A 24,011-nucleotide genomic window follows, 5' to 3' on the forward strand; every position below is an offset into this window, starting at 1 on the left:
CTACTATAATAGACATAATTTGAGATGTTTCTGTAGTATAATACAGCAAACATTAATTTGGAATATTTACCTCTACCTATAGACAAAAGTCCTGATCAAAAATTCCAGGTGCTGGAACTAACCAGCACAATAGACGTTAGTTACATTAGATGACGCGTATTTTATCAGTCACAAGAAAAGAACAGAAGGAGTTTAGCCTTTTCGGTGTAAAAGGCTGAAAGTATTCGTATGAAACGCTCACTTTTTATTGTCATGCTCTTCACTTGCCTGGCTATTCTACTCGTTGCCTGTAATGATCAAAACCAGGGCACAGGTCCATCTAAGCAATCATCAGGCCAGGAACAACAGACGAACGCGATCACTACGCCCGTCCCGGCTCCAACCTTTACCAAATCCGCTGTAAGCAGCATTCCCACTGCTATTACCTACTATCAGGCCCTCAAGGACCGCGACTATGCGAAAGCATATGCCTATCTTGATGCCAACGTCACAACCACCGATGGCAAGAAACTGACCCAGGAGAGCTTTACTCAGATGGCCCAGAACGCCTTTACCCAGAGCGGCGCTATCACCGATATTACGATGGTTCCTGGTAGCAGCGATGGGACGCAGATTGTGACCACTATTGATCGCAATGCCGGCGTGCACTATCATTCCCATCTGACCATGAAGAAAGAGGGATCAACCTGGAAGATTATCTCCTTAGATAGAATTTAGGTAAGTGCAAAGAGTGTAATGTGACATGTGTGCCCTGGCAAGCTGCGGCTGCCAGGGCACACATGTCACACTTCTAACACCAAGATAGCAAAAGAGGGTGGCCTTTGTCTGTTGGCCACCCTCGTTGCTATAATAGGGGAAATAATAACAACTTCATGCTATTATCTCTACCCTGTATTATCGATACAGGGTTCGAAAGGATACCGCAAATACCGTGCTTGGGCCAATAGTGCGAGCGGCAAGAAGCCTGGCGCTTCCCCTCCTGCTCCTACAACTGATGCTGATTGTGAGTGCCTGTGGCCTGACCGAGGCACCTACACATAAAACCTATACCTATTCTACCGTCGCCAGTCTGCCAAAGGATCGCGTAACCAATCCTCAGGAGGTAGCCTATACCTATCAAACAGGCGAAAACGTTGTTCTCTCCTGGGCTACACAATCTGGACAGGATACCCTCGCTAATAAACCCCAGTCTGTAAAGATTGAGGCTGGGCTAGTAGGTCCCTTTACTAGCATAGAGAGCCTTAAGAAGGCCATTAGCTTCGATGGCAATAATATCACAGGCCATGTGCAGGCCACAATTACACCTATTCAGACGAATAACTGGTCTGACAAGGCCGTCGATGCTAATCTGCAACTGCCTTCATCCATGCCTGCGGGCTACTATATGCTGGTCCAGCGCATCCAGGTCGGACAGGGCTATCAGCCTCCCGTACCAACCGGGCGCATCATTAAAGTCATCGCGACACCTGGCTCCTAGCCAGGCTCACCTCTGGATGCCTTTCACCTATGCAGGGGTCGAACGCTCCAACAAGTCCGTGACATGTTGAAGAAGGGCATCCAGCTCAAATGGTTTTTTGAGATACATGACGTTCTTGCGCTTGGGCAAGCGCTCAGGGAGATTGCCGCTAATGAGAATCACTGGAATATGCTCACTCTCGGTTGAGGCGCGTAGATGGTCGATAAGCTCAAAACCATCCATATGGGGCAGATGGTAATCCAATAAAATAAGGTCTGGCAGCACGGTACGAATCATTCTGAGCGCCTGCAAGCCATCTGTAGCAAAAATGACTTTATAGGAAACCTCTTCCTTAAGCGCTTGCGCTAAAAAGTATCCTACATGGATATCATCTTCGACAACGAGAATCGTCTTCCTTGACTGCTTTGTAAGATCCTCGGGGCCATACACATTTGGCATCCTCTGATTCCTCTAACTTAACTAGGTGCTACCTATCGGAAACCTGAGCGCGGAGCGCTAGCCACGTAAGTGGCGCCGTGCCCCCGAATGGGGGTTGGTTTCCGTATAAGAAGATGGTGATTTCAATACGCTTCAGCATATACCATGATACAGTTTTTTTCCAGGGGAAAGCAATCCATTCTACTACATATTTACGGATGAGAGAGGATCAAGTTGAGGGTCCCGCCACTCAATTTTCCACAGCAGAGACCGTGTTCCCATCTCAAAAGCCTCTTTCGCCGCATTAACCGCTAACTCGGACGTTGGCAAGTTAATGGAAAAAGTACTGCCCTGCCCCAACCTGCTCTGTACCTCTAGTCGTCCTCCATGCTCCTCAACAATAGCACGGGCAATATAGAGTCCCAACCCTAGCCCCTTCACAGAACCAGGTTGCCCTCCTACTCCCCCAACGCGATAAAATTGTTCAAAGATGTGCTGTAGAGCATCAGGGGCGACACCCGCGCCCTCATCCTGGACGGCAATGCATATCTCTTGCTCGCGGGCCTGAAAGGTGACGGTTATTGGTCTCTCAGATGGAGAGTATTTGCGCGCGTTATTAAGCAGATTGAGTAGCACCTGGCTGAGCCGCTGAGGATCCACCACTCCTATGCACTGATCCTCTGTAGAGGCAGTCGGCGCCACGCGCTCACAGGCGAACTCATCTATGGCCTGCTGGCAGAGCGCGACCAGGTCGGTCTGCTCACGCTGCACATGAAATTGCTGCATCTGGATATGGGCAGCGTCATGCAGGTCAGCTATAAGTCGTTCCATGCGTTTAAGAGCACCCTCGACCGTGTCAAAGTTCTGCACAAGCCGCTCACCCGACTGTCCCTGCCGCACCTGGCGCTTCATCAATTGCGTCAAGCCTTTAACGCTGGTAAGGGGGCCCGCCATTTCGTGCACCACCATGCGCAACATCTGTTCTCTAGATTCATTGACGGATGCAAGCGCTACATTCGCCTGCTGCAATTCCTCAGTACGCTGATACACCTGCCGCTCAAGCGAGGCCGCATACTGCTCAAGCTCCTGCTGCTGGTGTTTCACCCGCTGGCGGAGCTGGGCTGTATCGATGGCTCTGCGTACCGCGGCGGCGAAATCATCACGATCTATCGGCTTAAGTATGTAATCATACGCACCACCACGGAGCGCGCGAATAGCCAGGTCATGCTCACCATGGCCCGTAATTAACAACACAGGAGTCTCTGACTGTAAGTCCTGCAAAGCAGTCAGCAGATCAAAACCATCCATACCGGGCATTTTTATATCGCTGACAATGACGTCATAGCTCTGCGCTCGAACAAGCTCAAGCGCGAGCTGCGCCGATTCCGCAGTATCTACATGCAGGTTCTGTAAGCGCAATCTCAGCATATGAGGAAGCGCTTGCAGTAAAGCGGGATCGTCATCCACTACCAGTAGTCGTGCATCCGCCATTGAAGGCAACACGTTTCTTCTCTCCATACTATCGATTGTAAAAGACGAGATTGCCCTATGTCAACTTCGAGATCTCTTCCCTGCTCAGAGAAGAGTCTTCGCGCCGTCTCCAAATTAAGCCGCCTATGAGTAATGGTACAGGTCTGCCTTCTCCACAGCGGCACTCACGAGTTGCGCGTTACTTGTCGCCCGGCTGCCATCTGGCAAGGTCAGGGTATCCTCAAAGCCTATACGTGTGTCGTAACCATGAGCCAGCGCGGCGTCTAGCAGGGGCCAGGCTGTCTGTTCAAAACCATGTAATAGGAGCGGGCGCCATACGCTCGCTGTGCGCAGGCGCGCCACGATAGACTCAATCGTGCGCAAGGCCGCGCACGTCTCCACCTCTTCCGGCTCCAATAGGATCCGTAGGCAGCGCGGCGCATATCCTGATGCCAGGAACGCCTCTGCGTCCTCAAGCGTGCTGAGTCCAGCCTCGATGCCTACGCCACGCGTTTGTAGGAGCGCGCAAAGCTCAGCCGCGCCTGGCTCCGAGAAGTTGACCGAGGCGAAATCTGGCAGCACTCGCCACGCACGCACACTCTCCAGGCGCCGCTCCACAGTGGACTCGATCCAGAGGCCGGTGCTTACGCCCACAGGTATGCCTGGACAACTCTTGCGCACGGCCTGGAGCGCCTCCCCAATAACCTGGGGGGCCAGCGACTGAGCGCCCTGTCTGTTCCGTGGATGAATATGCAATGCCCCTGCGCCAACCTCTATCGCCACACGCGCCTCGCGCGCCAGCTCTTCAGGCATCAAGGGCAATCCAGGATGTTCATCTCGTTCACGGCTCCCGTTTAAACACGCTTTGATCAGCACTCTGCTCTCCTATCCTGCTAGTCTTCGCTACAATGAAATAATGTGCCTTACAAATAATAACGAAGAGAAGGCGCGTCGCGATGCGCTTTCTCTTCGTTATTATCCATATTTCCTCAATCTCGGATAGTTCGCACACGTATGATGGCTAGAATGCCAAAGAGTAGCGAGAACACAAGCAAGAGCGCGCCACCCGCGTATTGCAGCGGCCAATAATTTTCCTCCGGCTGATAGACCGTTTTCCACTGTAAGTTAAGGTCCCGAATGCACTTATTTATATTGCCATTAGAAGCGGAATCATGCCAGTCACAATAGCCGTGAATATCGCCCGTCTCCTGCCCCTGGCGATCAGCGAAGCCCGCATACGTCACCAGTTCTCCCTGTTGCGGACCCCAATACCCGTTCCCATGATACTCCATATATTCCACATGAGGAGGCACCAGATATTGATATTCGTTATTAAACACAATAATGCATGTCGTACAGAGCACAAAGGTCAGCGCCATGGCTAGAATACTGCGCCGGGTAAGGCTACCAACAAGCACACCTAGCATTAAGCCAAAGAGCATCAGCCCAACCACAACCGGCCCTGTTACAAGATAGCGCGACCAGATGTAGAACGGGCCATATCCCATAAGCATATCCTGCAAAGCTTTCTCTAGAAAAGCCAGGACAGTAGCGAGCACCAACACACCAGCTGCCACCAACGCCAGTTTGATCACTAACCAGCGCGTGCGCGAAGTTCCTTGTAGCCAGGCCACATAATGTGTCCTCTGCGCTCGCTCACGTGCCACCAGCGGCGCACCCACAAAGACAGCCACAAGCAGTGGCAGCAACATGACAACTTCAAACTGAAACGTAAAGGCGTCATAGTTGCGCCCCAGCAGGATAAACGCATAGAAGACCAGCAAGAGCACACCTATGAGCAGGGCGACACGGTGCTGCCGCCAGGTAAGCCAGACCATATATCGATACCTCTTCTTCGTAACAGTCACATCTCATTCAGTCAACCGAGGAACGCACTCGCAGGAATACCGCCAAACCCAACCCCAGCGAGAGCACAAACAGAATTCCACTCACAATCCATTGCAGCAGCCAGTAATTCTCTACCGGCTGATAGATGAGCTGTTGACTATAGTTAGGTATACATACATCTGTTCCTTTTGAAGATGACGCAGAGCAAACTATGTAACCCTTGACCTCGTTCCCTTGCTGATCAACATACGTCCACTTTATAACAGCGGCGTTTTGCAAGACAGTTTGAAGATATCCTTGGTGATCTTCTGTATATGTGTATGTCCGAGGTGGAAGGAGGTAAGTATACCAATTGGTCAGGGCCAGAAAGATGATGAGAAAGAGCACAAAGGCTGTCGTCATAGCTGGAATATTGCGCCGCACAAAACAACCTACAGCCGTCCCCAGCGCAAGCGCGAAGATGACAAGCATGACAGACACAATGTTGGTGGAGAAGAAGCCACGCCAGGAGCCTGCAACTCGTATACCAAGCACAGTGATCATAGAATGATTTGCAGCAGTATTGGTTTCAAACTCAAAACGCTTATTCGCAATCAACGCAAAGCCTATGCTTAAGACAACGAGGCCAAGGAGAAGTAGCCCAAGCTTTACCACCAGCCAGTGCGTACGCCCTACACCCTGTGTCCACGTAAAGTGGTGCGTCCCTTGCTCACGCTCGCGAGCGATCAGTGGAGCCCCTATAAAGGTCGCTACGATAAGACCGAGCCACAAAGACCAGAGACTGCTAGAACCCAGCACCATCGATCTAAGCGCAAACCAAGGCCCCGAGTACGAGCCTGCACCAAGCACCACCACAGCGGTGGCATAGAGCACAATAGCTACGACAGCGCATAGTAGCGCCACTCTGTACTGGCACCAGGTAAGCCAGGTCATCGCGCTACCTCCTGCTGTGAGTGGTTGTTTGGCGTGGTCAGGGGCGACTGTGTGTCGAGATAGGCCAGCATGATATCCTCCAGCGAGAGATCCTGCACAACCCAGCGGGGATCAGAGAAGGGGGCAGAGAGGCGCGCGAAGACATTGCTCTGCCGCCCTGTATGTCCGGCCTGTATGACGCTTACCTCGGAGGCGATGCGCTCAAAGTCATCATGGGGACCAATCAGCAGCTTGTGCGAGGTAACAAATGTCTCCAAATCTTCCTCGACCTTGACCTGCCCTTGAGAGAGCAGCACCAGGCGGTCGCAGATAATCTCCAGGTCGGCGATATGGTGTGATGAAATCACGACGCTGGCTCCATTACTGGCCACGGCATCCATAAACAGGCGCACTAGCTCGCGCCGCGCCAGGGGATCAACGTTGGCGAACGGCTCATCCAGCAGCAGCAGGCGCGGGCGCTTAGCCAGGGCCATCACCAGGGCCAGCAGGGCGCGCTGCCCACCCGAGAGTTTGCCGACCGTCGTTTTGAGGGAAATATCCAGGCGCGCCAATGTACGCTCCGCAAGATCGTTATCCCAGGTCGTGTTTAGCTTGCGCCCCAGCGTCAGGGTATCCTTGACGGAGAATGAGCGATAAAGCGGACGCTCCTGGGCCACAAAGCCGATGCGCGCGATGAGCGCAGTGGCGTTTGGCGCAGGCGTCTCGCCCAGAACGCTAATGCTGCCCGCGCTGGGGGCCAGCAGGCCCACCCCCAGGTGCAGCAGCGTGGTCTTGCCCGCGCCATTCAGGCCCACCAGGCCAGTTACTCCCCCCTCGGGAATGTGCAGGTCACAGTTTTGCAAAGCCCAGCGCTTACCATATTTCTTGCCGAGCTGGTTTGCTTCCAATGCCAGTGTCATATACAGTTTCTCCTCTTGAGACTGTTTGATCATATATAGGGTCCATGCTTGCATGGATTCAGGCCAAGCAAGCTCTGCCCCTACAAGTTTTTTTCTCCCCTATGAAAGGGCCGCGCGCCGTTTCTGTAGCGTATCCATCAATAGGTCCACAACGCTCTCGTCGTCCAGGCCAACCCCGGCGGCTTGCTCAAGCCACTGCTGTAAGCTCACACGCAGCCGCTCCAGGCTCTCGCGGTCCGGTACGCGCAACTGTGTGCGCACAAAGGTACCCAGACCGGGCCGGCTCTCCACCAGCCCATCACGCTCCAGCTCTCGATAGGCCTTGAACACCGTATTGGGATTAATGGCAATCATGGTCACGACCTCGCGTACAGTAGGTAACTGGTCGCCCGGCTGCAACAAACCCAGGCGCAGCGCGCGCTTGACCTGCTGTACCAACTGCATATATGGAGCCACGCCGGTACGTTGCTCCAGGTGAAACTCAATCATCGCATATTCTCGTCTCACTCACTGCTATTCTACTAATCTACTAAATAACTATGAACATAGTATAAGTATAGGGCGGAACATGCACAAATGTCAAGGGAAGGATAAGCAGGTGGCGTGGGCAATTGCCCACGCCACCTGCTTATCCTTCCCTTGACACGTATTGTCAGGTGCGATCAACCTGCCTCTTCGCGAATACGAGGGCTGCCACGGCACCGCATACACAGGTCATATAGGTCCAGAACATACCTTTGTCGCTCAGACCTATAAGACCTGGAAACAAGCCTCCAAGCACTCCGCCGCCAATCCCAATCACAACCGTAACAGGCGTGCCCAGCCGCTCTTCCTGCATCACATAATCACCAATTGCCCCGGCTACGCCCCCAATGGCGATCCAGACAATACCAGCCCACAGCGCATCCAACAGGCTTGCTAGCACCATACCTTGACCATCCTTTCTGCCAACGCTCCTCATTCCTGCATCTATTTATTTATAGTTGATACAAGCAATACACAAAGACAGAACGCCATACACCTCCCGCCAAAAATGAGGAAGGTGCAATGAATACGCTGAGCGTATCCATCGCACCTTCCCTGTTGGCAAGCACTCACGGCACTAGAAAAGAGTATTTGGCACAAATTCTAACCGATGGTAACCGTTCCATCGGGGTTGACATGGAGCTGAATCTGCTTGCGTGGCGTCGTGGCCGGACCGCTGACGACGTTGCCACTATTGGCGGGATCGAAGGTTGAACCATCGGGTGGGCAGACCAGCTTATTGCTATTCGCGTCATAGTTGAGCGTTCCGCCATCCGTGGTGCAGCCGCTCTCGTAGGCAACGAAGTTGCCATTGGGCATACGGATCAACAGGCTATCGCGCCCATCCTCGGGATTGGTGAACGTTTGCGCGGTCCCAAACCCCTGGTTGGTATTACCAATGACCCGTCCCGTGTGGACAATCGGCGTCCCCTGCGAGGTCGGAGGAGGCGTAGCGACCTGCTTTGGCGAGGCAGCCTGCTTTGGCGTACGCGCTGGCGCGCTTGTGCTCGCCTTCTGGCTACTCGCCTGTTGCCCACTTCCCTGCGAGGCGAAGGCCAGACTCATACCACCTATCATCAGGACCAGGATGCCAACAATAAGCACAGCCAGCATATGCTTACGGCTCTTCGGCACGCGCTCAATCTGCGCCTTCAATAGGGCAACCAGCCGAGCTGCCAGGACCTCGATGCGCTCCTCTTTCACCACTTTCGCTGAGACTGGAGCCACCTTAGGCGCTATGGGAGGCCGTTGCACCTCGCTCGCCTTCGCGCTTACAGGTTCCATCGCGACCGTCGCATAATTCCCGGACATAGGTCGCTGCGGCTGTGCCAAAGGCTGTGTGCTGCGTGTCATGGCAGACTGCATCGCCTGTTGCTGTGCCTGCAAACTCTGCTGCGCCAGCGCCTCGGGCGTGAGCGGCACCGTCTCCAGTTTGGAGGTCACAACAGGAGGCATAAGCTGCCAATGAATCTTGCGTGGCAGCACGGGCATCGACATAGAGGTTGAAGATGTACCGCTGACGGGCGTACGTGGAGGTATTCCGCCCAGCGAAATAGGACCTGTTATGCCCGGCATGGTCTGGCCAGGAATAGACACTGGTGCCAGCCTGCCTGACTGCTGCATCCCCTGTGGGGCATCAAACAGCTGCACAACCCGCGTAAAGGCGGCCGCGAAATCGCCCGCAGAGCTATAGCGTTCCGCGGGATTACGCTCCAGCGCACGCTGCAAGACCAGGTCCAGGCCATTAGGCACATCCGCTTTAAATTCTGTTATCAGAGGGGCGGATTGCTGTACATGCATGTTGGCAAGCTCAAATGGATCGCTGGCCTTGAAGGGAGGACGCCCGCAGAGCATCTCGAAGGCGATGGCACCCAGGGCATAGACATCGGCACGCGCACTCAGCGCCCGCCCCTTAACCACTTCGGGCGCGATATACTCGGGCGCTCCTAAAAAGGAACCCGAGAGGCTTAACAGGTGAGGATAGGCATGCTCTAGTGGAGCAAGGCCCTCCAGGGCCAGCATCGACACCAGGCCAAAGCCCACCACCTGGAGACTCTTAGCATCCACCCAGATATTCAGCGGTCGTAAAGCTCCATGTGCAAATCCGTGATTATGCGCGTAATCCAGGGCCTCCGCCAGTCGGCGCAAGATCCGTGAAGCCTGCAAAGGCGTCAGTTGCCCACGCTCGCGTACCAGCTCTGCCAGCGTATTGCCAGAGACCAGCGGCGAAACCATGTAGGGCAATCCCAGGTGCTCGCCAAAATCTTCAAGCGGCTGAACGCAGGGATGGCGCAATTGCAGCAAGCTCGAAGCAATTGTGGTAAAGCGAGCAATAAAGCGCGCCCGCGCTTGAGGAGGCAGAGTAGAGGGTAAAAAGTAGGTCGTGAGCATAACCGGGCGCGCTGATCCCTCCTGACGAGCCTGGTAGACTGCGTTCAGGCTCCCTCGCCCCAACAACTGCTCAACCTGGTATGTCCCCAGCGTTTGACCCACTAACTCATCAACAGATAGCGAAGACGTAGACATACGAAGATAGCTCCCTGAAAACTTACGCCCCGGACTACAATACTACCTATCCGAAATCCTGAGCGCGCTTGTCCCCCGAATGGGGGAGCGCTAGTCACATGAGTGACGCGTGCCCCCGAATGGGGGTTGGGTTTCGGAATAAGAACACAATGAAGACAATCAAGAAAACACTTTGACACACTATGAATACTTATGGTAAATGAAGTGTATACATTGAACAAGATACTCGTCAACTGCTATGAGCTGGCACTAGGACTTGTGGGGGGAGCTAAAAAGCGTTACCATGAAGAGACGTTATAAAGGAGGAATATAGATACATTTTATGAGCGAAGTTATTTCTCGTCTCGCTGAGGCGACATCTGCCTGGTTAAATACCATTCTGCGCGAGACTGGCCATCTCTCTCAGGGCAACGTTGTCTCGGCCGAGCAACGGGTCTCTGATGCCTTCAATTCAAGCACCGCCCATCTACGCCTGGTTTATAGCGAAGACGCAACTGATACGCCGCCACAAGATCTCGTACTCAAGCTCCAGAAGAATCACGATGGAAAGAACGAGGTCCAATTTTATCGCCTGGTCGCCCAGCTAGGCGCAAACCTGCCGATGCTCGCCCCCTGCTTCGCCCTGGACTATGACGCGCAGAGCGGGAACTCCTATCTCCTCTTTGAGGATCTCTCGCCCACGCATGTAGCGCCCGTGACGCGCCAGCAGCTTCTTGAGGGGCAGGGTGTTCCGCGCGCCGATCAGCTCGATGGCATCGCGGATGCCCTCGCTGGCTTCCACGCCTACTGGTGGGAGCATCACGATCTGGGTAAATACGAGGCGACGGCCATTCGCCCCTGGTGGCACGATAAAGAGAGCTACCAGCAGCATATCGAGCGCCGCACCCGCGAGTGGGATTCCTTTAAACAGAGCGCAGCCAGCGAGGTCTCGCCTCAGATCCGCGCGACCTATGAATATGTGCTCAGACGTATGCCAGCTCTCTGGGAGGAGTATCTGGAGGAGCGCATCACGAACCGCCGCCAGCTTACTCTCACTCAGGGCGATTGCTACCTGAGCAACCTGCTCTGCCCACGCGAGGTCGCGGGCGAGGCCGAGGAGCCCAAGGGGCAGACCTATATTCTCGACCTGGAGGCCGTCAGTGCCAATTTTCCGACCTATGACCTGGCCTACCTGATGCCCACCTTCTGGTCACCTGAGCAGCGCAAGGTCCATCGCCCCGAGGAGCTCTTCCTGATTCGCTACCTCCAGCGCCTGCGCAAGTTCGGCGTCGAGAACTACAACTGGGCCATGCTCTGGCGCGACTACCAGATGATGGTCGTCTTTATGCTCTTTGATCCCATCTGGGACCAGACGGCGGGCGCGTCGCGCGCTTACTGGTATCCCAAGCTCCACTGCCTGGTACGCAACTTCTGGGACATGGGCTGCGGCCTCACCCTACGCAAACTCGCAGAGAAGAAATAGTGTTGAGAGTCAATCCTATTGCGGGCAGATGCCCGCAATAGGATTGACTCTCAACACCTGACACATAATGAGAAATTAAATAAATGAGCAAAGGTCAAGGTGTTTTTCCAGGATGTCTGCCAGCCTGTCGTAGGCTTGCATACGCTCAAAGGGCCGCATTTCTGGCACCGGAGCTGCGCGCCGCTCTCCCAACGCTCTTAGGATCGCATGACGAAAGGCATCATTCTCAAAGAGGCCATGCAGGTAGCAGCCCGCGATCCAACCCATCTCGCTAAGGAAGCCATCAGCCTCGCCGTTTACCTCTAGCAGCGGCACAAGGGAAGTCGAATTCCCATCCGCCGTGCGACCGAGATGAATTTGATAGGCTCGCAACGGCTGCTCAGGCACAAAGGCAAACAGGCCCCTGCAAGCAGCTCTCGTCAAGTTGGCCACACTCTGAGAGGTTACCTTCTCCTCTAGAGAGGCGAAAATCGTCTCCACCGGTAGAAGACTCAGGCCTGTCTCAACCGCTCCTACGCTGCCTTCCGCACCTGTTGGATCACATAGACGCTCGCCAAGCATCTGGTAGCCACCACAAATGCCCAGGATCGCCACTCCCTTCCGCACCAGGCGACGAATGTGGACAGCCAATCCTGTGCGCCAGAGCCAGGCCAGGTCGGCAAAGGTGTTCTTTGTGCCGGGAAGGATGATCAAGTCAGGCCGTTCAGGAAGCTCCTCGGGCGAACTTACCAGGTGCAGGCACACACCTGGTTCCGCCGCTAAGGCATCAAACTCGTCATAGTTGCTCATATACGGCAGACGTGGTATCACAATCTGTAGTTGTCGAGTGGCTTCTCCCTGCTGTTTCTGCGCCAGGAGCGCTGTTCCCTCTTCCAGCGCGACACTGTCTTCCTCGGCGATTCCCAGATCCCTCACAAAAGGTACCGTTCCGAGCACGGGTATCCCCGCTCGCGCCTCCAGCATTCGCTCACCCTCCCGCCATAGCTCCAGGTCGCCACGAAACTTATTCACAATCAGGCCCTTGACGCGCTCACGCTCCTCGGGTTGAAGCAACATTAAGGTTCCAAGCAGCGAGGCGAAGATGCCACCCCGGTCGATATCCCCCACCAGCAGCACCGAGGCATCTGCCCAGTGTGCGACACGCATATTGACCAGGTCATAGCGCGCCAGATTGATCTCGACCGGGCTGCCCGCGCCCTCAATTATTACCAGGTCATAGGCACGACGCAGGCTCTCCAGGGCTTGCTTTACCACCGCTTCAAAGCCTGTACGCTGGCGATAATACTCACGCGCCTCCATCGTGCTTAGAGGCCGCCCCAGCATAATAACCTGGCTGCGCGAGTCTCCCTCGGGCTTTAGTAGAATAGGATTCATCTCGACTGTTGGTTCGATGCCTGCCGCCTCGGCCTGGACTGCCTGGGCGCGCCCAATCTCGCCTCCGGCGGGCGTGACAAATGAGTTAAGGGCCATATTCTGAGCCTTAAATGGTGCCACACGCCAGCCCTGGCGAGCGAAGAGGCGACACAGGCCGGTAACTAGCGTGCTCTTGCCGACTGTCGAGGCCGTTCCCTGTACCATGATGGTACGCGCTAATTCTCCCATAGCTCCTTCTCCTCACTCTGTAATACCCCTAACGCTCCCACCAACCTGGACCATTCATGTGCCTGCCGTGTAGCGACTCGTATATACTGTGGTAGGCCAAACGAGGTACAATCGCGCACCAGGAGACCTCCCTGCAATAAAGCCTCTCGCAGCTGCCTTGCATTTCCCACATGTATCAACGCATAGTGAGTGCGCGTCGGCACCACTGTGAATCCCAGGCCTTGCAAGGCTCCAAAGAAGGCCTCTCGTTCTCGCACCAGTCCTTGCAGGCTATATGCCAGGTGCTCCCTGTCCGCGAGGACTGCTGTAGCCACTACCTGCGCGGCTCCATTGACATTCCAGGCTGGCAGGTTAGTTGCAAGCTTTGCTGCCAGTTCAGGAGGCGCCACGGCATAGCCGATCCTCAGCGCCGCCAGGGCGAAATCTTTAGTCAGGGAGCGCAACACGATCACCCGTCCCTCTTCCTGCACCAACTCCAGTGCCGTCTCCTCTTCGGCGGGAGAGAGAAAATGGCGATACGACTCATCAATGACCAGTAGCGTTCCTAGCTCCGCACACACTCGAGTCAGCTCACACAACTTCATCAGAGGTAGCCACTCCCCGGTTGGATTATTGGGATTACAGAGCCAGAACAATGCCGGGCGCAGCCTCCTCAACCACTGTATAACTTCGGGTATATCTACCTGAAAGTCGTCCTCTTCCCGTAGTATATAATCGCTCACACTGGCCCCCACAGCCTGTGAGGCCACCCGATACTCACCAAATGTCGGCATCAATTGCGCGACCACAGATCCTGGATAGAGAAAGGTACGCGCGATACTCCAGATAAGTTCGCTTGCACCATTGCCACATACTAACCACTCTATCTCTACCTGTTGGGCATCAATCTCATAACGCAATAGTGCCCGTTTCAATGCGAGACAGGCACGATCTGGATAGCGCTCAAGCACCAGGCCAGCCAAAACCTGGCGAGCCACCGGTGAGGGACCATAGGGGTTGGCATTAACGCTGAAATCGAGTATCTCCTCTGGGCGCAAGTCCAGGCGCTCTAATTCTCCGTAATCTAAAGCGCCATGCACCGGCAATTCGCGCCCGTCTAGTTGTTCCTTTGTAAGCGGTGGATGTTGCTGCATCTAACCTCTTCCTGCTTGCCTCCATATACGCACGACCAGCGCGAGCAGGAAGGCACATGCCCCGACCCACCAGGTCATGCGCTCTGCCTGCACTATGACGGCGGACGTTATGTTCCGCCTTTCCTCCCCAAGGATATAATGCTCGACCTTCTCTAGACGCACGCCCAGCGCTCCCGCTGCCGCCGACATGGGATGCCCGGCGTTTGGACTCTCCGTCTTGCCCGCGTCACGGCGCCACACGCGCCATGCCTCTTTTCGCGATCCTCCATAGAGCGGCGCACAGGCGACAATGAGCAGCGCACTGAGGCGGGCAGGAAGCAGGTTGAGTAGATCATCCAGCCGCGCGGCTGCCTTCCCCAAATACTCGTACTTGCCATGATAGCCTATCAGCGAGTCAAAGGTGTTGGCCAGGCGATAAAATGCCGCCCCTGGCAAGCCAAAGAGGGCATAATACCAAAGGGGCGCGACGACCGAATCGCTCACATTCTCTGCCAGCGATTCAATTGCCGCCGCCGCGACCAGCCCAGGGTTTAAGTGTGAGCGATCCCGGCTTACCAAGCTTCTTAATGCCTCACGAGCCTCCTCCAAGTTCCCCTGCTCGAGCGATCTGCGTACCTGCGCCCCCGCCTCTACCAGCATCCGCAAGGCGAAAAAAGGCTTCAGGGCCATTCCTATGAATACTGCCGAGGCAAGCAAGCCTACTCGCGCTTCCCCATAGTCTTTGGCCTTCTTCTCTATGCTCCCTATTAGACCTTGAAACAGCTTCACCGGCACAAGAACCAGTGGAAAAGCTACCAGCAGCATGATGACGCCATATCTTAGCTGTGCGCCTTGGCCACGAGGGGCACGGCTCTCAAGCGCTCGAATGAGCCTGCCATACCAGACGACGGGATGCACGCTGGCGGCTGGCTCGCCTATGAGGTCAAAAGCAACCGCCAGCAAGAGCACCAGCGCTTCATGCACACTTCGTTGCCCTTTTGTCTCTGGCATGGGCTAAAACTCGATGCCCTTCTGGGCCTTGACTCCGGCGTCGTAGTGATGCTTTATATCCGTGATCTCCGAGACCGTATCGGCATACTCGATCAGTTCAGGGATGGCGTAGCGGCCCGTGATAACGATGTGCATCCCCTCTGGGCGCTGCTCCAGCACCTGGTGCACCTCTTCCCAGGCCAGCCAGCCGTATTTAAGGACATAGGTCATCTCGTCTAGCACAATCAGGTCATAGTCGCCCGAGAGGATCTTCAGTTTGCAGATCTCCCAGCCCTGGCGCGCCAGCTCTTTATCTTTCTCGATATCCTTGGAGAGCCAGGTAAAGCCATCACCCAGAAGGTGAATCTCGATCTCAGCCTTCCGCGCCGCCTTCTCCTCGCCCCAATTGGCTGTGCGTGCCTTGATAAATTGCAGCATACAGACACGCAGGCCCTGGCCCCAGGCGCGGAAGAGTAGGCCCAGCGCCGCTGTGGTCTTCCCTTTGCCCTTCCCTGTGTTGAGGATGACCAGTCCCTTCTTTTTCGCGCTCTTTGCGCGCTCGCGCCGCGCCGCGTGGCTAGCCCGCTGCCGCTTCAGCCGCTCCTCTTCGCTTAGTTCTACGTCCTCCTCCGGATCGTATGCCTCCTCTACCTCTTCATTAGGTTCTAGCTCTTCTTCTGTCATGACCACCACTCCTCGCGCCTGCGGCGCGTATTAAGATGGATGGTGGAGTGACTGGAGAGGCCAACGGCCTCTCCAGTCACTCCACCATCCATCGACTCTATATTTAAACTGTACCAGTGCAGTAGTCGGGGAGCGCGCCGGGGAATTTGTCGGGGTGAACAAGCTGGGCGACGCAGCGTAGACCCTGCACGAGGCGCGGACCCGGGCGCTGCATGATGTCGACATTAAGGCGATAAACTTTGCGGTCCTTGACGGCCTGTATGGTACTCCAGTTGGCGCGCTTATAGACGCTATCGGGAGTGCCTCCATAGGCGGGGTCTTCCGTGAGAATCACGATCTGGGGGTTGGCGCTCAAAACCGCCTCGTCGGTGACCTGGGGATACCCTTCGTTGGCAGTATTGCTATGAAAGATGTTGGTGGCGCTGGCATCCTGCAATAGTTCGTCGCCAAACGAGCCGCCGCCAAAGACATAGGGCTTACCGGGCGTGCTATCATCGACCTCCAGTAGGACTTTTGGCGTGGGTGTGCCCGCGACCTTCTGCTCGATATCGTCGCGTTCCTTCTTCAATTGCGCGACCAGGTCATTAGCCTTAGCTTCGCTATAGGTCAGGCGCCCCACGAGCTGAATCTGGTCAAAGGTCTGGCTGAAGTTTGTCAGGGAGAGGTCAACGATGTTCACACCAGAGTCTTTGAGCTTGCTATCATATTGCTTGGTTAGGCCGCCAGAGGAGAGCACCAGGTCAGGCTTGAGCGAAATGATCAGCTCAGTATTGTAGCCTTGTGTACTGGAGACCTTGGTTACCTTCGCCAGGTCGGCGGGATAGTTTGTAAAAGCATCTACGCCTACGACCCTGCTTTGCAGGCCCAGTGCGCCCAGGATCTCGCTGGTACTGGCTGTGAGCGATATAATGCGCTGGGGGGCCGCTTTAGGCATATTAATGGGTTTGCCATAATAGTCGTTCGCCGGGGCCTGCGTCGCCACAGGTATAGCGGATGAACTCGTCTGCGTAGACCCACCACAGGCCGCCAGCAGCGCGCAAAGCGCCACTAACATCAGGGGCAACAGACGATGGGAGATGACACGGGTAGACATGAGTCGTACTCCTCCAAATATATCAAGATAGACAACGACACTGCCCGTCGTCACCTCGCGCCCTTTGGAGGTATTGCAGAAGACATGGGGAAAAGGTTTCCAGCGTGCGGCAGGAGTCGCCTCGCAACCCTTCAAAGCCTCAACGCTGTTTCCATGTACTCGCTCCTTTGACGCGAAGGATGAGATCGGCACTATTGGGCAGGTCTCCTGGCTTCTGGCTGCAAACGCTTCTCACCGACCTTCCCGCGCTCAACGGAGCGTAGTGGTATGTTCATGCCCCTTCTCGGGGCTGGTGAGTCGCTCGCCAGTTACAGTAGCGCGACTGCGCCGGACTCGCACCGGCTTCCCTATTCTGCCCGCTATAGCTCTGCGGGCCACCCAATGTGTTTGATGTGTATCAACAACAGGCTCTATTCTACCACCACGGGGGCGTGGCGCGCAAATGCTTCAGTTCCACAGGCAGACCAGCCACAAGCAAGTACACGTGCTCCGCGGCCTCCGCCAGGCGCTGATTGACCCGCCCCAGCCCATCACGATATATGCGTCCCAGAGGGGTATCCGGCACCAACCCCAGGCCCACCTCATTCGAGACCACCAGCAATGTTTTGCCTGAAGGAAGCTCTCGCACCGCCTCCAATAGGCGCTCTACCTCGCCCAACAACTCCTGGTCAAAGAGCGCGCCTGGCTGTGCGATCTCACCCTCGCAGACCACCCCGCTCTCACGAAAGAGCCAGTTGGAGAGCCAGAGTGTCATACAATCCAGCACAAGCGCATCGGCCACCTGCGCCCCCTCGCGGATCGCCTTCGCCAGGTCCAGCGGCTCCTCAATCGTCACCCACTGCTCCGGGCGGTCGGCGCGATGCCGGACAATGCGTTCGCGCATCTCCTCGTCGCTCGCCGTGGCCGTGGCGATAAACGCCACTTCTCGCCCACTCGCCTTGGCCATATGCTCGGCGAAGGTGCTTTTCCCACTACGCGCCCCACCCAGCACCAGCACCAACCGCGGCCGCTTCTCATCACTACTCATCAAATTTCATCCCTCCTAAATCCCTATGCTTCCTCTCATGATATACTGAAGCATATCACCATTTCCATATTCCAACATCTCAAAAAGAATAGATCTACTATCAAAGCAACCATCCCGATTGCATAGGCGCGCAACGCGCTCCAAGCGCTAGAGAGGATCTTCTGGGCATGAAAGGGCATAACCATATCGCCTTTAGTCTTGCCGCAGCCGCTGTCGTCAACACGCTCATCTTCGACGTTACGCACCTCTCAATGGCTGGCAGCCCGGTCAACCTGGCGCTGACGGAGCAGCTTCTCCCCCTGGCCTCACAATCGCTCACCTTCACCGATCTCCTCTATAAAAGCGCCTTCTATGGCGGGATCGTGCTTGGCTCAGTCGCGCCTGATATCGATCATCCGAAGAGCCTCATCAGCCATCTCTTCCCCTGGGCCAGCCACATCGTTACCGGTTTCTGCAAGCATCGCACACTCACCCACAGCCTACCTGGCATCGTTGCCGCGACCATCTTCTGGGGCATCCTGCTCGCGCTGGGACTCGGCCTCTTCAATGCCACTGTTTTTTCTCTCTCTGCCGAGATGATGCATGCCGCCTTCCTCTTCTACCTCGCGACCGCCCTTGGCTGCCTCCTGCACAGCTTTGAAGATACCATGACCTTCACTGGCATCCCCTGGCTCTATCCCCTCTCCAGGCGCAGCCAGCACTTCTCCTTCATCCGCTTTCGCTCCGGTAGCCTGACTGAGTACGCCATCGTACTCTTCTTTATTGTGCTCGTAGGCCTCGGCCTGCTCTACCACCTCTTCTTTGTCTAACCCCAACATGGACTGAAAATCTATCAACCACCTTGGCATTGACAATGGCCAATATGATACGATTACCAACATTGATATTCGCATCCATACCCGCTCTATGATGAGCTAAGAAGAGATGGTTTATTTTGGAGAAACTGAGTCTACCTTTAGCAACAAACTGGTTGGTGAAAGAACGGAATATGTCTCTCTCTGTTGAGAAGGATGGCACGAGCGAGGAGGACTGGATTCCCGCATCAGTACCTGGCACGGTCCACCAGGCCCTGCTCGATGCTAATCGCATTCCCGATCCGTTCCAGGGTACTAATGAGAATGAAATTCAGTGGATCGGCGAGCGTGACTGGCTCTATCGCTGCTCCTTTACGCTTATAGATGATGTTCAGGCCGCTGAACATGTTGTGTTACAGTTCGAGGGCCTGGATACTTACGCAACGGTCTGGCTCAATGGCATGGAGATCGCGCGCAGCACCAATATGTTTGTGCCCCTACACGTCGAGGTCACTAACCTGCTCCACCCCGGTCAGAATGAGCTCTTGATCAATTTTGAGTCCGCGCTCAGACTGGGTCAAGCTCTAGAAGCCCAACATGGCAAGCACGTATCTTGGAACGGCGATAGTAGCCGCTTATATGTCAGAAAAGCGCAATATCACTATGGCTGGGACTGGGGTCCAGTTCTCCTGACCGCCGGTCCCTGGCGCACTATCTCGCTGCTCGCCTATAAGAGCCGCATCGTCGATGTGTTGTCTCAGACTGAGGTCAGCCCCGATCTAGAAAGCGCTCTACTCTCTGTCACCACAGATATTGAGCTTGGTGGCACGGATCCTGCTAATGTTTCATGCAGTGTCAGTGTCTATGATTCACAGAATACGCTCGTTGGCGAGCAGGAACTTCCTGGCACGGCCCTGGAACTTCTGCCTGACCATGGGCAATATCGTCTACAAGCCAAGCTACAGCTTGTCCAGCCACAACTCTGGTGGCCACGTGGATATGGCGCGCAGCCTCTCTACCGCCTGGTGGTAACGCTTCACGATGAGCAAGGCAGCCCCCTGGATCAGCGCGAGGTACGCACAGGACTACGCCGCCTGGAGCTAAGCCAGCATCCCTTCTCCGATCAGCCGGGCAACTCCTTTTTCTTTACCATCAACAATACCCCTATCTTCTGTGGGGGCGCGAACTGGATACCCGCCGATTCATTGACAACGCGCATCTCGCCTGAGCGCTATCGGGCCTGGGTGCAACTGGCGGCGGATGCCAATATGGCCATGCTACGCGTCTGGGGAGGCGGTATCTATGAAGAGGATGTCTTCTATGACGCCTGCGATGAACTGGGTATCCTGGTCTGGCAGGACTTTATGTTTGCCTGTGGCATGTATCCCGCGCTAGACTGGTTCCAGGCAAGCGTCAGGGCCGAGGCCGAGGCCGCTATTGGGCGCTTGCATCATCACCCCAGTATCGCGCTCTGGTGCGGCAATAACGAAGATTATATGGTCGCATCTTCTCAGGGACACTATGATGCCGCGTTTGAAGGCGACTTTACCGCCATTCAATTCTCCGCCCGTGAACTCTATGAACGCGTACTCCCCGAAGTATGCGCGCGCCTCGATCCCTCACGCCCCTACTGGCGCGGCAGTCCCTATGGTGGCACCAATGGCAATAATCCCGAAGTAGGTGATCAACACGTCTGGGATGTCTGGCATGGTTTTATGAGGAAGTACCAGGACTACTCCAGCCTTGGAGGCCGTTTCATCAGCGAATTCGGTATGCAAGCCACGCCAGGTCGCTCAACGATTGAAGCCTTTAGCTCAGCAGAGGAGCGCTATCCACTCAGTCGCACCCTGGAGCACCATAATAAGGCTTCTGACGGATCACGCCGCCTGGCCGTTTACCTCTCCGATACGGTACGCAATCCGGCCGATCTCGATAGCTACATCTACGCCACCCAACTTGTCCAATCGGAGGCACTCTGCTCTGGTATCCGTGGCTGGCGCCGCCAGTGGCAGGGACTGGGCAAAGAGTATATCGGAGGCGCCCTGGTCTGGCAGATCAATGACTGCTGGCCCGTCACCAGCTGGGCCATGGTCGATTACTACCTGCGTCCGAAGCCTGCCTACTACAGCGTGCGCCGCGAGTTGGCCCCTATCGCCGTCGGCCTCGCCACGCACGATAAGCAACACGCCGCCGTCTGGGCCATCAACGCCACCCGGCAGCCTCTCGATGTCCACCTGGCTCTCCAGTGGTGGACCCTCGAAGGCGAACTAATCGACGAACAGGACCACGCCTACACGCTCGCGCCCAATCAGGCGACCGAGCTGCAAACGGCCCCCTTTGCGACCACGACAGGTCACGTCCTGAGCGCGCGTCTGCTTCAGGAAGACCAGGTTCTCGCGCGAGCGACCATCTGGCCCGAACCCTTCAAATACCTCACCCTGCCCGAACCCGGCATCCATGTGGAACGCCTGGGTCCGGACACACTCTCGCTGCAAACACAGCGCCCCGCAAAGGGTGTCTGGCTCACAGCCGAGGATGGGGTCAAATGGAGCGACAATATGCTCGATCTCCTCCCAGGGGAGAGCTACATCGTCAAGGCCGAGGGCTTAAAGGATGACAGCGTAGTTCACGTCGACTGGCTTCGCGCATAACAAGAACACATAGCGAAAAAGCCGTGTTGAGGAGCTCCTCAACACGGCTTTTTCGTTGTAACTTTTTCCTCGATCTACTCTAAACCGTTGACTTTCTCCCTTTAAGGTTGCATAGTTAGTTACATGAGTAACTAACCAGTTAAGTGAGTAAGTTATGTCGCAGATAATCGATGACAATCGGCCAATCTTCATGCAAATTGCCGAACGGATCGAGAACGATATCCTGGGCGGCGAGCTGCCTGAAGAGTCACAGGTACCTTCTACGAACCAGTTCGCGTCCTTCTACCAGATCAATCCGGCAACGGCGGCGAAGGGCGTCAACCTTCTGGTGGATCAGGGTATCTTGTACAAGAAACGCGGTGTCGGTATGTTCGTGTCAAGCGGCGCTCGCGAGCAATTAATGCGTAAACGTAGAGAGCTTTTTTATGAGCAATATATTGTGACTATGCTGCATGAGGCACACAAGCTGGGAGTCACTAAACAAGAACTAATCAATATGATTCAAAGAGGAGAGCATAGCCGATGAGCAAGGTTGTTGAGGCCCAACGGCTAACCAAGACCTATGGTAAGGTCACGGCGGTCGACCAGGTCAGTTTCGCTATTGAAGAGAATAAGATCTATGGGCTACTTGGCCGCAATGGAGCCGGAAAAACGACGATTATGCAGATGATCACAGCCCAGATCTTTGCTACAAGTGGAGAATTACTGGTCTTTGGAGAACAACCCTATGAGAATAATCGCGTGCTCGGCAAGATATGTTTCGTTAAGGAGAGCCAGAAGTATCCCGAGGGCCTCCGTGTCGCGGATATGCTAGACCTCTCCGGCTCGTTCTTTCCCAACTGGGATCGCGAGTACGCCAGCGCCCTGGTTGAGGATTTCCGTCTGCCTCTGAAACGCCGCATCAAGGCTCTCTCCAGGGGCATGCATTCCGCCCTGGGTATTATTATCGGCCTTGCCAGCCGCGCGCCACTTACCATCTTCGATGAACCATACCTGGGACTTGATGCCGTAGCACGCAGCCTGTTTTATGATCGACTGATCGAGGACTACGCCGAACATCCACGCACCATTGTCCTCTCCACCCATCTGATCGACGAGGTGAGCCGAATTTTGGAGCATATCCTTGTCATCGATCAGGGCCGGTTAATTATCGACGAGGAAGCCGACGCGCTCCGCGAACGAGCCTTCACCATCGTTGGAACAGCCTCAAAGGTCGATGCCTTTACAGCGGGCAGGGAGATACTTGAGCGCAAAGCCTTTGGCTCGCTTGCCGAGACCACTCTCCTCGGGCACCTGGATACAGATACGCGGCGGCAGGCCGAGACACTTGGACTGGAACTTGCGCCCATCTCTTTGCAACAATTGATCGTGCACCTCACGAGCGAGCGACCCGAAAGAAAGGCTGTGGAAGTCCTATGAATCGCATGCAAGCTATACTCCATATACACTCCAAAGACTGGTTCTGGTGGCTTCTCGCGCCCTGGTGCTGGGCTTTGTTACCATCTTTCGCCGTCAACTTGATCATAAGTTTGTTCGCGCATACAGATGCGGGCATTTATACAGGCGGCCTAGTCTCCATTTACATCTATATGCTCATCATTGGCGCGCTCGTTGTGTATCGCACCTTTTCCTTCGCCCTTGGTTTTACCATGCGCCGCACAGATTATATTCTGGGGACAACGCTAGTCGCAATAACAGTTTGCGCAATCGAAGCCATTGTGCTGCTTCTACTCTCCTTCATTGAAGCAGATCTCACAGGGGGCTGGGGCGTGAGGCTGCACTTCTTCCACCTGCCCTATGTTAGCGATGGCTCGTTCCTGGCTCAATTCTGGGTGTACTTTATTGCCCTAGCAACCCTTTATGCTCTAGGTTTTATTATCGGTAGCCTCTATCAGCGCGCTGGTCGTACTGGCCTGCTGGCTACGAGTGGTGCGGCGCTACTACTTGGCACAATTGGCTCCTTCGCCTGTACACAGTACAATTGGTGGGGTAACATCTTCGCCTGGTTAACCCATCAGAGCACCGCTGATCTAGCTTCATGGTTCCTTTTGCCGCTCGTTGCCTGCCTCTCGATCTCCTATGTATTGCTGCGTAAAGCAACTATAGCTTAGATAGCAGAAAGGAAAAGCATTATGTCGACTCTCAGCCACACCAATCATTCCTCCTATGGAGCATATGAAATGCAATCAGCAAGCGAACATCAGGAGTACGAGATGTCCTCTTTCCAGAAGCAAGACAAAGTAGCCAATGAGAAGATTCGCGCTCCCAAGCGCGACATGCGGAACATCTACCGCTTTATACTGGCAATCACCTCCATGCTCATGCTCATTCCATTTGCCCTCCTCTTTATGGTTTTTATGGGAGGACCACAGGGCTGGATTGGCTTTGGCATCGCCGCCATTGCCATCTTTCTCATCGCCGTCGTCGCCATTGATAAAATTGAGTAGTTAAGTCATACATCAGGTAAAGCATACAACCGGCTGATACTTGGGCAAAAATAG

General features: G+C 55.1%; 24 protein-coding genes and 1 riboswitch. Of the genes, 9 read left to right on the forward strand and 15 right to left on the reverse strand.

Annotation, left to right across the window (positions count from 1 at the left end; genetic code table 11):
- Positions 1-228: 228 nt before the first annotated feature.
- Positions 229-717 (forward strand): nuclear transport factor 2 family protein, encoded by a 489-nt coding sequence (locus tag KRAC_RS44545; protein ID WP_007918653.1) that lies wholly within the window; start codon positions 229-231, stop codon positions 715-717.
- Positions 718-931: 214 nt separating this feature from the next.
- The gene (locus KRAC_RS44550; protein ID WP_007918654.1) at positions 932-1,477 is read left to right on the forward strand and encodes a hypothetical protein; all 546 of its coding nucleotides are present in this window, start codon (positions 932-934) and stop codon (positions 1,475-1,477) included.
- Positions 1,478-1,504: 27 nt separating this feature from the next.
- Here the strand turns inward: KRAC_RS44550 and KRAC_RS44555 are convergent, their stop codons facing one another.
- The 9 genes from KRAC_RS44555 to KRAC_RS44595 form a co-directional block, all read right to left on the reverse strand.
- On the reverse strand, positions 1,505-1,915 hold the full coding sequence (locus tag KRAC_RS44555; RefSeq protein ID WP_007918655.1) for a response regulator: 411 nt from the start codon (positions 1,913-1,915) through the stop codon (positions 1,505-1,507).
- 183 nt (positions 1,916-2,098) lie between these two features.
- Positions 2,099-3,397 carry a hybrid sensor histidine kinase/response regulator gene (locus tag KRAC_RS44560; RefSeq protein ID WP_007918656.1) on the reverse strand — a complete coding sequence of 433 codons (1,299 nt, stop codon included), beginning with the start codon at positions 3,395-3,397 and terminating at the stop codon, positions 2,099-2,101.
- Between the two features lie 111 nt (positions 3,398-3,508).
- Complete coding sequence (locus tag KRAC_RS44565; protein ID WP_007918657.1) at positions 3,509-4,240, reverse strand: 3-keto-5-aminohexanoate cleavage protein; 732 nt, start codon at positions 4,238-4,240, stop codon at positions 3,509-3,511.
- 113 nt (positions 4,241-4,353) lie between these two features.
- Positions 4,354-5,202, reverse strand: coding sequence for an ABC transporter permease (locus tag KRAC_RS63800; RefSeq protein WP_007918658.1), 849 nt, complete (start codon positions 5,200-5,202; stop codon positions 4,354-4,356).
- A gap of 37 nt (positions 5,203-5,239) precedes the next feature.
- A complete protein-coding gene (locus tag KRAC_RS44575; RefSeq protein ID WP_007918659.1) occupies positions 5,240-6,145 on the reverse strand; it encodes an ABC transporter permease subunit in 906 nt (301 codons plus the stop codon).
- Positions 6,142-7,044: an ABC transporter ATP-binding protein gene (locus tag KRAC_RS44580; RefSeq protein ID WP_007918660.1), complete on the reverse strand. Its 903-nt coding sequence runs from the start codon at positions 7,042-7,044 to the stop codon at positions 6,142-6,144. The genes KRAC_RS44575 and KRAC_RS44580 overlap by 4 nt, the downstream gene beginning before the upstream one ends.
- A gap of 99 nt (positions 7,045-7,143) precedes the next feature.
- Positions 7,144-7,533 (reverse strand): GntR family transcriptional regulator, encoded by a 390-nt coding sequence (locus tag KRAC_RS44585; protein WP_007918661.1) that lies wholly within the window; start codon positions 7,531-7,533, stop codon positions 7,144-7,146.
- 163 nt (positions 7,534-7,696) lie between these two features.
- Positions 7,697-7,972 (reverse strand): hypothetical protein, encoded by a 276-nt coding sequence (locus tag KRAC_RS44590; protein ID WP_007918663.1) that lies wholly within the window; start codon positions 7,970-7,972, stop codon positions 7,697-7,699.
- A 200-nt stretch (positions 7,973-8,172) separates the two neighbouring features.
- Complete coding sequence (locus KRAC_RS44595; RefSeq protein WP_007918665.1) at positions 8,173-10,095, reverse strand: protein kinase domain-containing protein; 1,923 nt, start codon at positions 10,093-10,095, stop codon at positions 8,173-8,175.
- Between the two features lie 322 nt (positions 10,096-10,417).
- Here KRAC_RS44595 and KRAC_RS44600 point away from each other — a divergent pair, with 322 nt between their 5' ends.
- Entirely contained in the window at positions 10,418-11,557 is a 1,140-nt protein-coding gene (locus KRAC_RS44600; protein ID WP_007918667.1) for a protein kinase family protein, read from the forward strand.
- A 75-nt stretch (positions 11,558-11,632) separates the two neighbouring features.
- Here the strand turns inward: KRAC_RS44600 and KRAC_RS44605 are convergent, their stop codons facing one another.
- The 6 genes from KRAC_RS44605 to cobU all read right to left on the reverse strand — a co-directional run bounded on the left by KRAC_RS44605 (position 11,633) and on the right by cobU (position 18,065).
- On the reverse strand, positions 11,633-13,159 hold the full coding sequence (locus KRAC_RS44605) for a cobyric acid synthase (RefSeq protein ID WP_007918669.1): 1,527 nt from the start codon (positions 13,157-13,159) through the stop codon (positions 11,633-11,635).
- Positions 13,147-14,292 carry a pyridoxal phosphate-dependent aminotransferase gene (locus KRAC_RS44610; RefSeq protein WP_007918677.1) on the reverse strand — a complete coding sequence of 382 codons (1,146 nt, stop codon included), beginning with the start codon at positions 14,290-14,292 and terminating at the stop codon, positions 13,147-13,149. The genes KRAC_RS44605 and KRAC_RS44610 overlap by 13 nt, the downstream gene beginning before the upstream one ends.
- The gene (gene cbiB, locus KRAC_RS44615; protein WP_007918679.1) at positions 14,293-15,282 is read right to left on the reverse strand and encodes an adenosylcobinamide-phosphate synthase CbiB; all 990 of its coding nucleotides are present in this window, start codon (positions 15,280-15,282) and stop codon (positions 14,293-14,295) included.
- A gap of 3 nt (positions 15,283-15,285) precedes the next feature.
- Positions 15,286-15,945 carry a cob(I)yrinic acid a,c-diamide adenosyltransferase gene (gene cobO / locus KRAC_RS44620; protein WP_007918681.1) on the reverse strand — a complete coding sequence of 220 codons (660 nt, stop codon included), beginning with the start codon at positions 15,943-15,945 and terminating at the stop codon, positions 15,286-15,288.
- 103 nt (positions 15,946-16,048) lie between these two features.
- Entirely contained in the window at positions 16,049-17,230 is a 1,182-nt protein-coding gene (locus tag KRAC_RS44625) for an ABC transporter substrate-binding protein (protein WP_007918683.1), read from the reverse strand.
- A riboswitch (cobalamin riboswitch) is annotated at positions 17,219-17,435 on the reverse strand. It overlaps the preceding gene by 12 nt.
- Positions 17,436-17,453: 18 nt before the next feature.
- Positions 17,454-18,065, reverse strand: coding sequence for a bifunctional adenosylcobinamide kinase/adenosylcobinamide-phosphate guanylyltransferase (cobU, locus tag KRAC_RS44630; RefSeq protein WP_007918685.1), 612 nt, complete (start codon positions 18,063-18,065; stop codon positions 17,454-17,456).
- A gap of 167 nt (positions 18,066-18,232) precedes the next feature.
- Between cobU and KRAC_RS44635 the strand changes: the two genes are divergently transcribed.
- From KRAC_RS44635 to KRAC_RS44660, 6 genes are all read left to right on the forward strand, one after another.
- A complete protein-coding gene (locus KRAC_RS44635) occupies positions 18,233-18,874 on the forward strand; it encodes a metal-dependent hydrolase (RefSeq protein WP_007918686.1) in 642 nt (213 codons plus the stop codon).
- Positions 18,875-19,053: 179 nt separating this feature from the next.
- Positions 19,054-21,510 carry a beta-mannosidase gene (locus KRAC_RS44640; protein ID WP_007918687.1) on the forward strand — a complete coding sequence of 819 codons (2,457 nt, stop codon included), beginning with the start codon at positions 19,054-19,056 and terminating at the stop codon, positions 21,508-21,510.
- A 154-nt stretch (positions 21,511-21,664) separates the two neighbouring features.
- Entirely contained in the window at positions 21,665-22,036 is a 372-nt protein-coding gene (locus KRAC_RS44645; RefSeq protein WP_007918688.1) for a GntR family transcriptional regulator, read from the forward strand.
- A complete protein-coding gene (locus tag KRAC_RS44650) occupies positions 22,033-22,929 on the forward strand; it encodes an ABC transporter ATP-binding protein (protein WP_007918689.1) in 897 nt (298 codons plus the stop codon). Before KRAC_RS44645 ends, KRAC_RS44650 begins: the two co-directional genes overlap by 4 nt.
- Complete coding sequence (locus KRAC_RS44655) at positions 22,926-23,621, forward strand: hypothetical protein (RefSeq protein WP_007918690.1); 696 nt, start codon at positions 22,926-22,928, stop codon at positions 23,619-23,621. Before KRAC_RS44650 ends, KRAC_RS44655 begins: the two co-directional genes overlap by 4 nt.
- Positions 23,622-23,642: 21 nt before the next feature.
- Positions 23,643-23,957 (forward strand): hypothetical protein, encoded by a 315-nt coding sequence (locus KRAC_RS44660; protein ID WP_007918692.1) that lies wholly within the window; start codon positions 23,643-23,645, stop codon positions 23,955-23,957.
- Positions 23,958-24,011 lie beyond the last annotated feature (54 nt).

Source organism: Ktedonobacter racemifer DSM 44963 (assembly GCF_000178855.1).
Classification (GTDB): domain Bacteria; phylum Chloroflexota; class Ktedonobacteria; order Ktedonobacterales; family Ktedonobacteraceae; genus Ktedonobacter; species Ktedonobacter racemifer.

Bases quoted from the DNA above. Each gene is read 5' to 3' on its own strand.
- KRAC_RS44545 (WP_007918653.1), top strand. From the start codon at position 229: ATGAAACGCTCACTTTTTATTGTCATGCTCTTCACTTGCCTGGCTATT.
- KRAC_RS44555 (WP_007918655.1), bottom strand. From the start codon at position 1,915: ATGCCAAATGTGTATGGCCCCGAGGATCTTACAAAGCAGTCAAGGAAG.
- KRAC_RS63800 (WP_007918658.1), bottom strand. From the start codon at position 5,202: ATGGTCTGGCTTACCTGGCGGCAGCACCGTGTCGCCCTGCTCATAGGT.
- KRAC_RS44575 (WP_007918659.1), bottom strand. From the start codon at position 6,145: ATGACCTGGCTTACCTGGTGCCAGTACAGAGTGGCGCTACTATGCGCT.
- KRAC_RS44580 (WP_007918660.1), bottom strand. From the start codon at position 7,044: ATGACACTGGCATTGGAAGCAAACCAGCTCGGCAAGAAATATGGTAAG.
- KRAC_RS44585 (WP_007918661.1), bottom strand. From the start codon at position 7,533: ATGATTGAGTTTCACCTGGAGCAACGTACCGGCGTGGCTCCATATATG.
- KRAC_RS44590 (WP_007918663.1), bottom strand. From the start codon at position 7,972: ATGGTGCTAGCAAGCCTGTTGGATGCGCTGTGGGCTGGTATTGTCTGG.
- KRAC_RS44595 (WP_007918665.1), bottom strand. From the start codon at position 10,095: ATGTCTACGTCTTCGCTATCTGTTGATGAGTTAGTGGGTCAAACGCTG.
- KRAC_RS44600 (WP_007918667.1), top strand. From the start codon at position 10,418: ATGAGCGAAGTTATTTCTCGTCTCGCTGAGGCGACATCTGCCTGGTTA.
- KRAC_RS44605 (WP_007918669.1), bottom strand. From the start codon at position 13,159: ATGGGAGAATTAGCGCGTACCATCATGGTACAGGGAACGGCCTCGACA.
- KRAC_RS44610 (WP_007918677.1), bottom strand. From the start codon at position 14,292: ATGCAGCAACATCCACCGCTTACAAAGGAACAACTAGACGGGCGCGAA.
- cbiB (WP_007918679.1), bottom strand. From the start codon at position 15,282: ATGCCAGAGACAAAAGGGCAACGAAGTGTGCATGAAGCGCTGGTGCTC.
- cobO (WP_007918681.1), bottom strand. From the start codon at position 15,945: ATGACAGAAGAAGAGCTAGAACCTAATGAAGAGGTAGAGGAGGCATAC.
- cobU (WP_007918685.1), bottom strand. From the start codon at position 18,065: ATGAGTAGTGATGAGAAGCGGCCGCGGTTGGTGCTGGTGCTGGGTGGG.
- KRAC_RS44635 (WP_007918686.1), top strand. From the start codon at position 18,233: ATGAAAGGGCATAACCATATCGCCTTTAGTCTTGCCGCAGCCGCTGTC.
- KRAC_RS44640 (WP_007918687.1), top strand. From the start codon at position 19,054: ATGTCTCTCTCTGTTGAGAAGGATGGCACGAGCGAGGAGGACTGGATT.
- KRAC_RS44645 (WP_007918688.1), top strand. From the start codon at position 21,665: ATGTCGCAGATAATCGATGACAATCGGCCAATCTTCATGCAAATTGCC.
- KRAC_RS44650 (WP_007918689.1), top strand. From the start codon at position 22,033: ATGAGCAAGGTTGTTGAGGCCCAACGGCTAACCAAGACCTATGGTAAG.
- KRAC_RS44655 (WP_007918690.1), top strand. From the start codon at position 22,926: ATGAATCGCATGCAAGCTATACTCCATATACACTCCAAAGACTGGTTC.
- KRAC_RS44660 (WP_007918692.1), top strand. From the start codon at position 23,643: ATGTCGACTCTCAGCCACACCAATCATTCCTCCTATGGAGCATATGAA.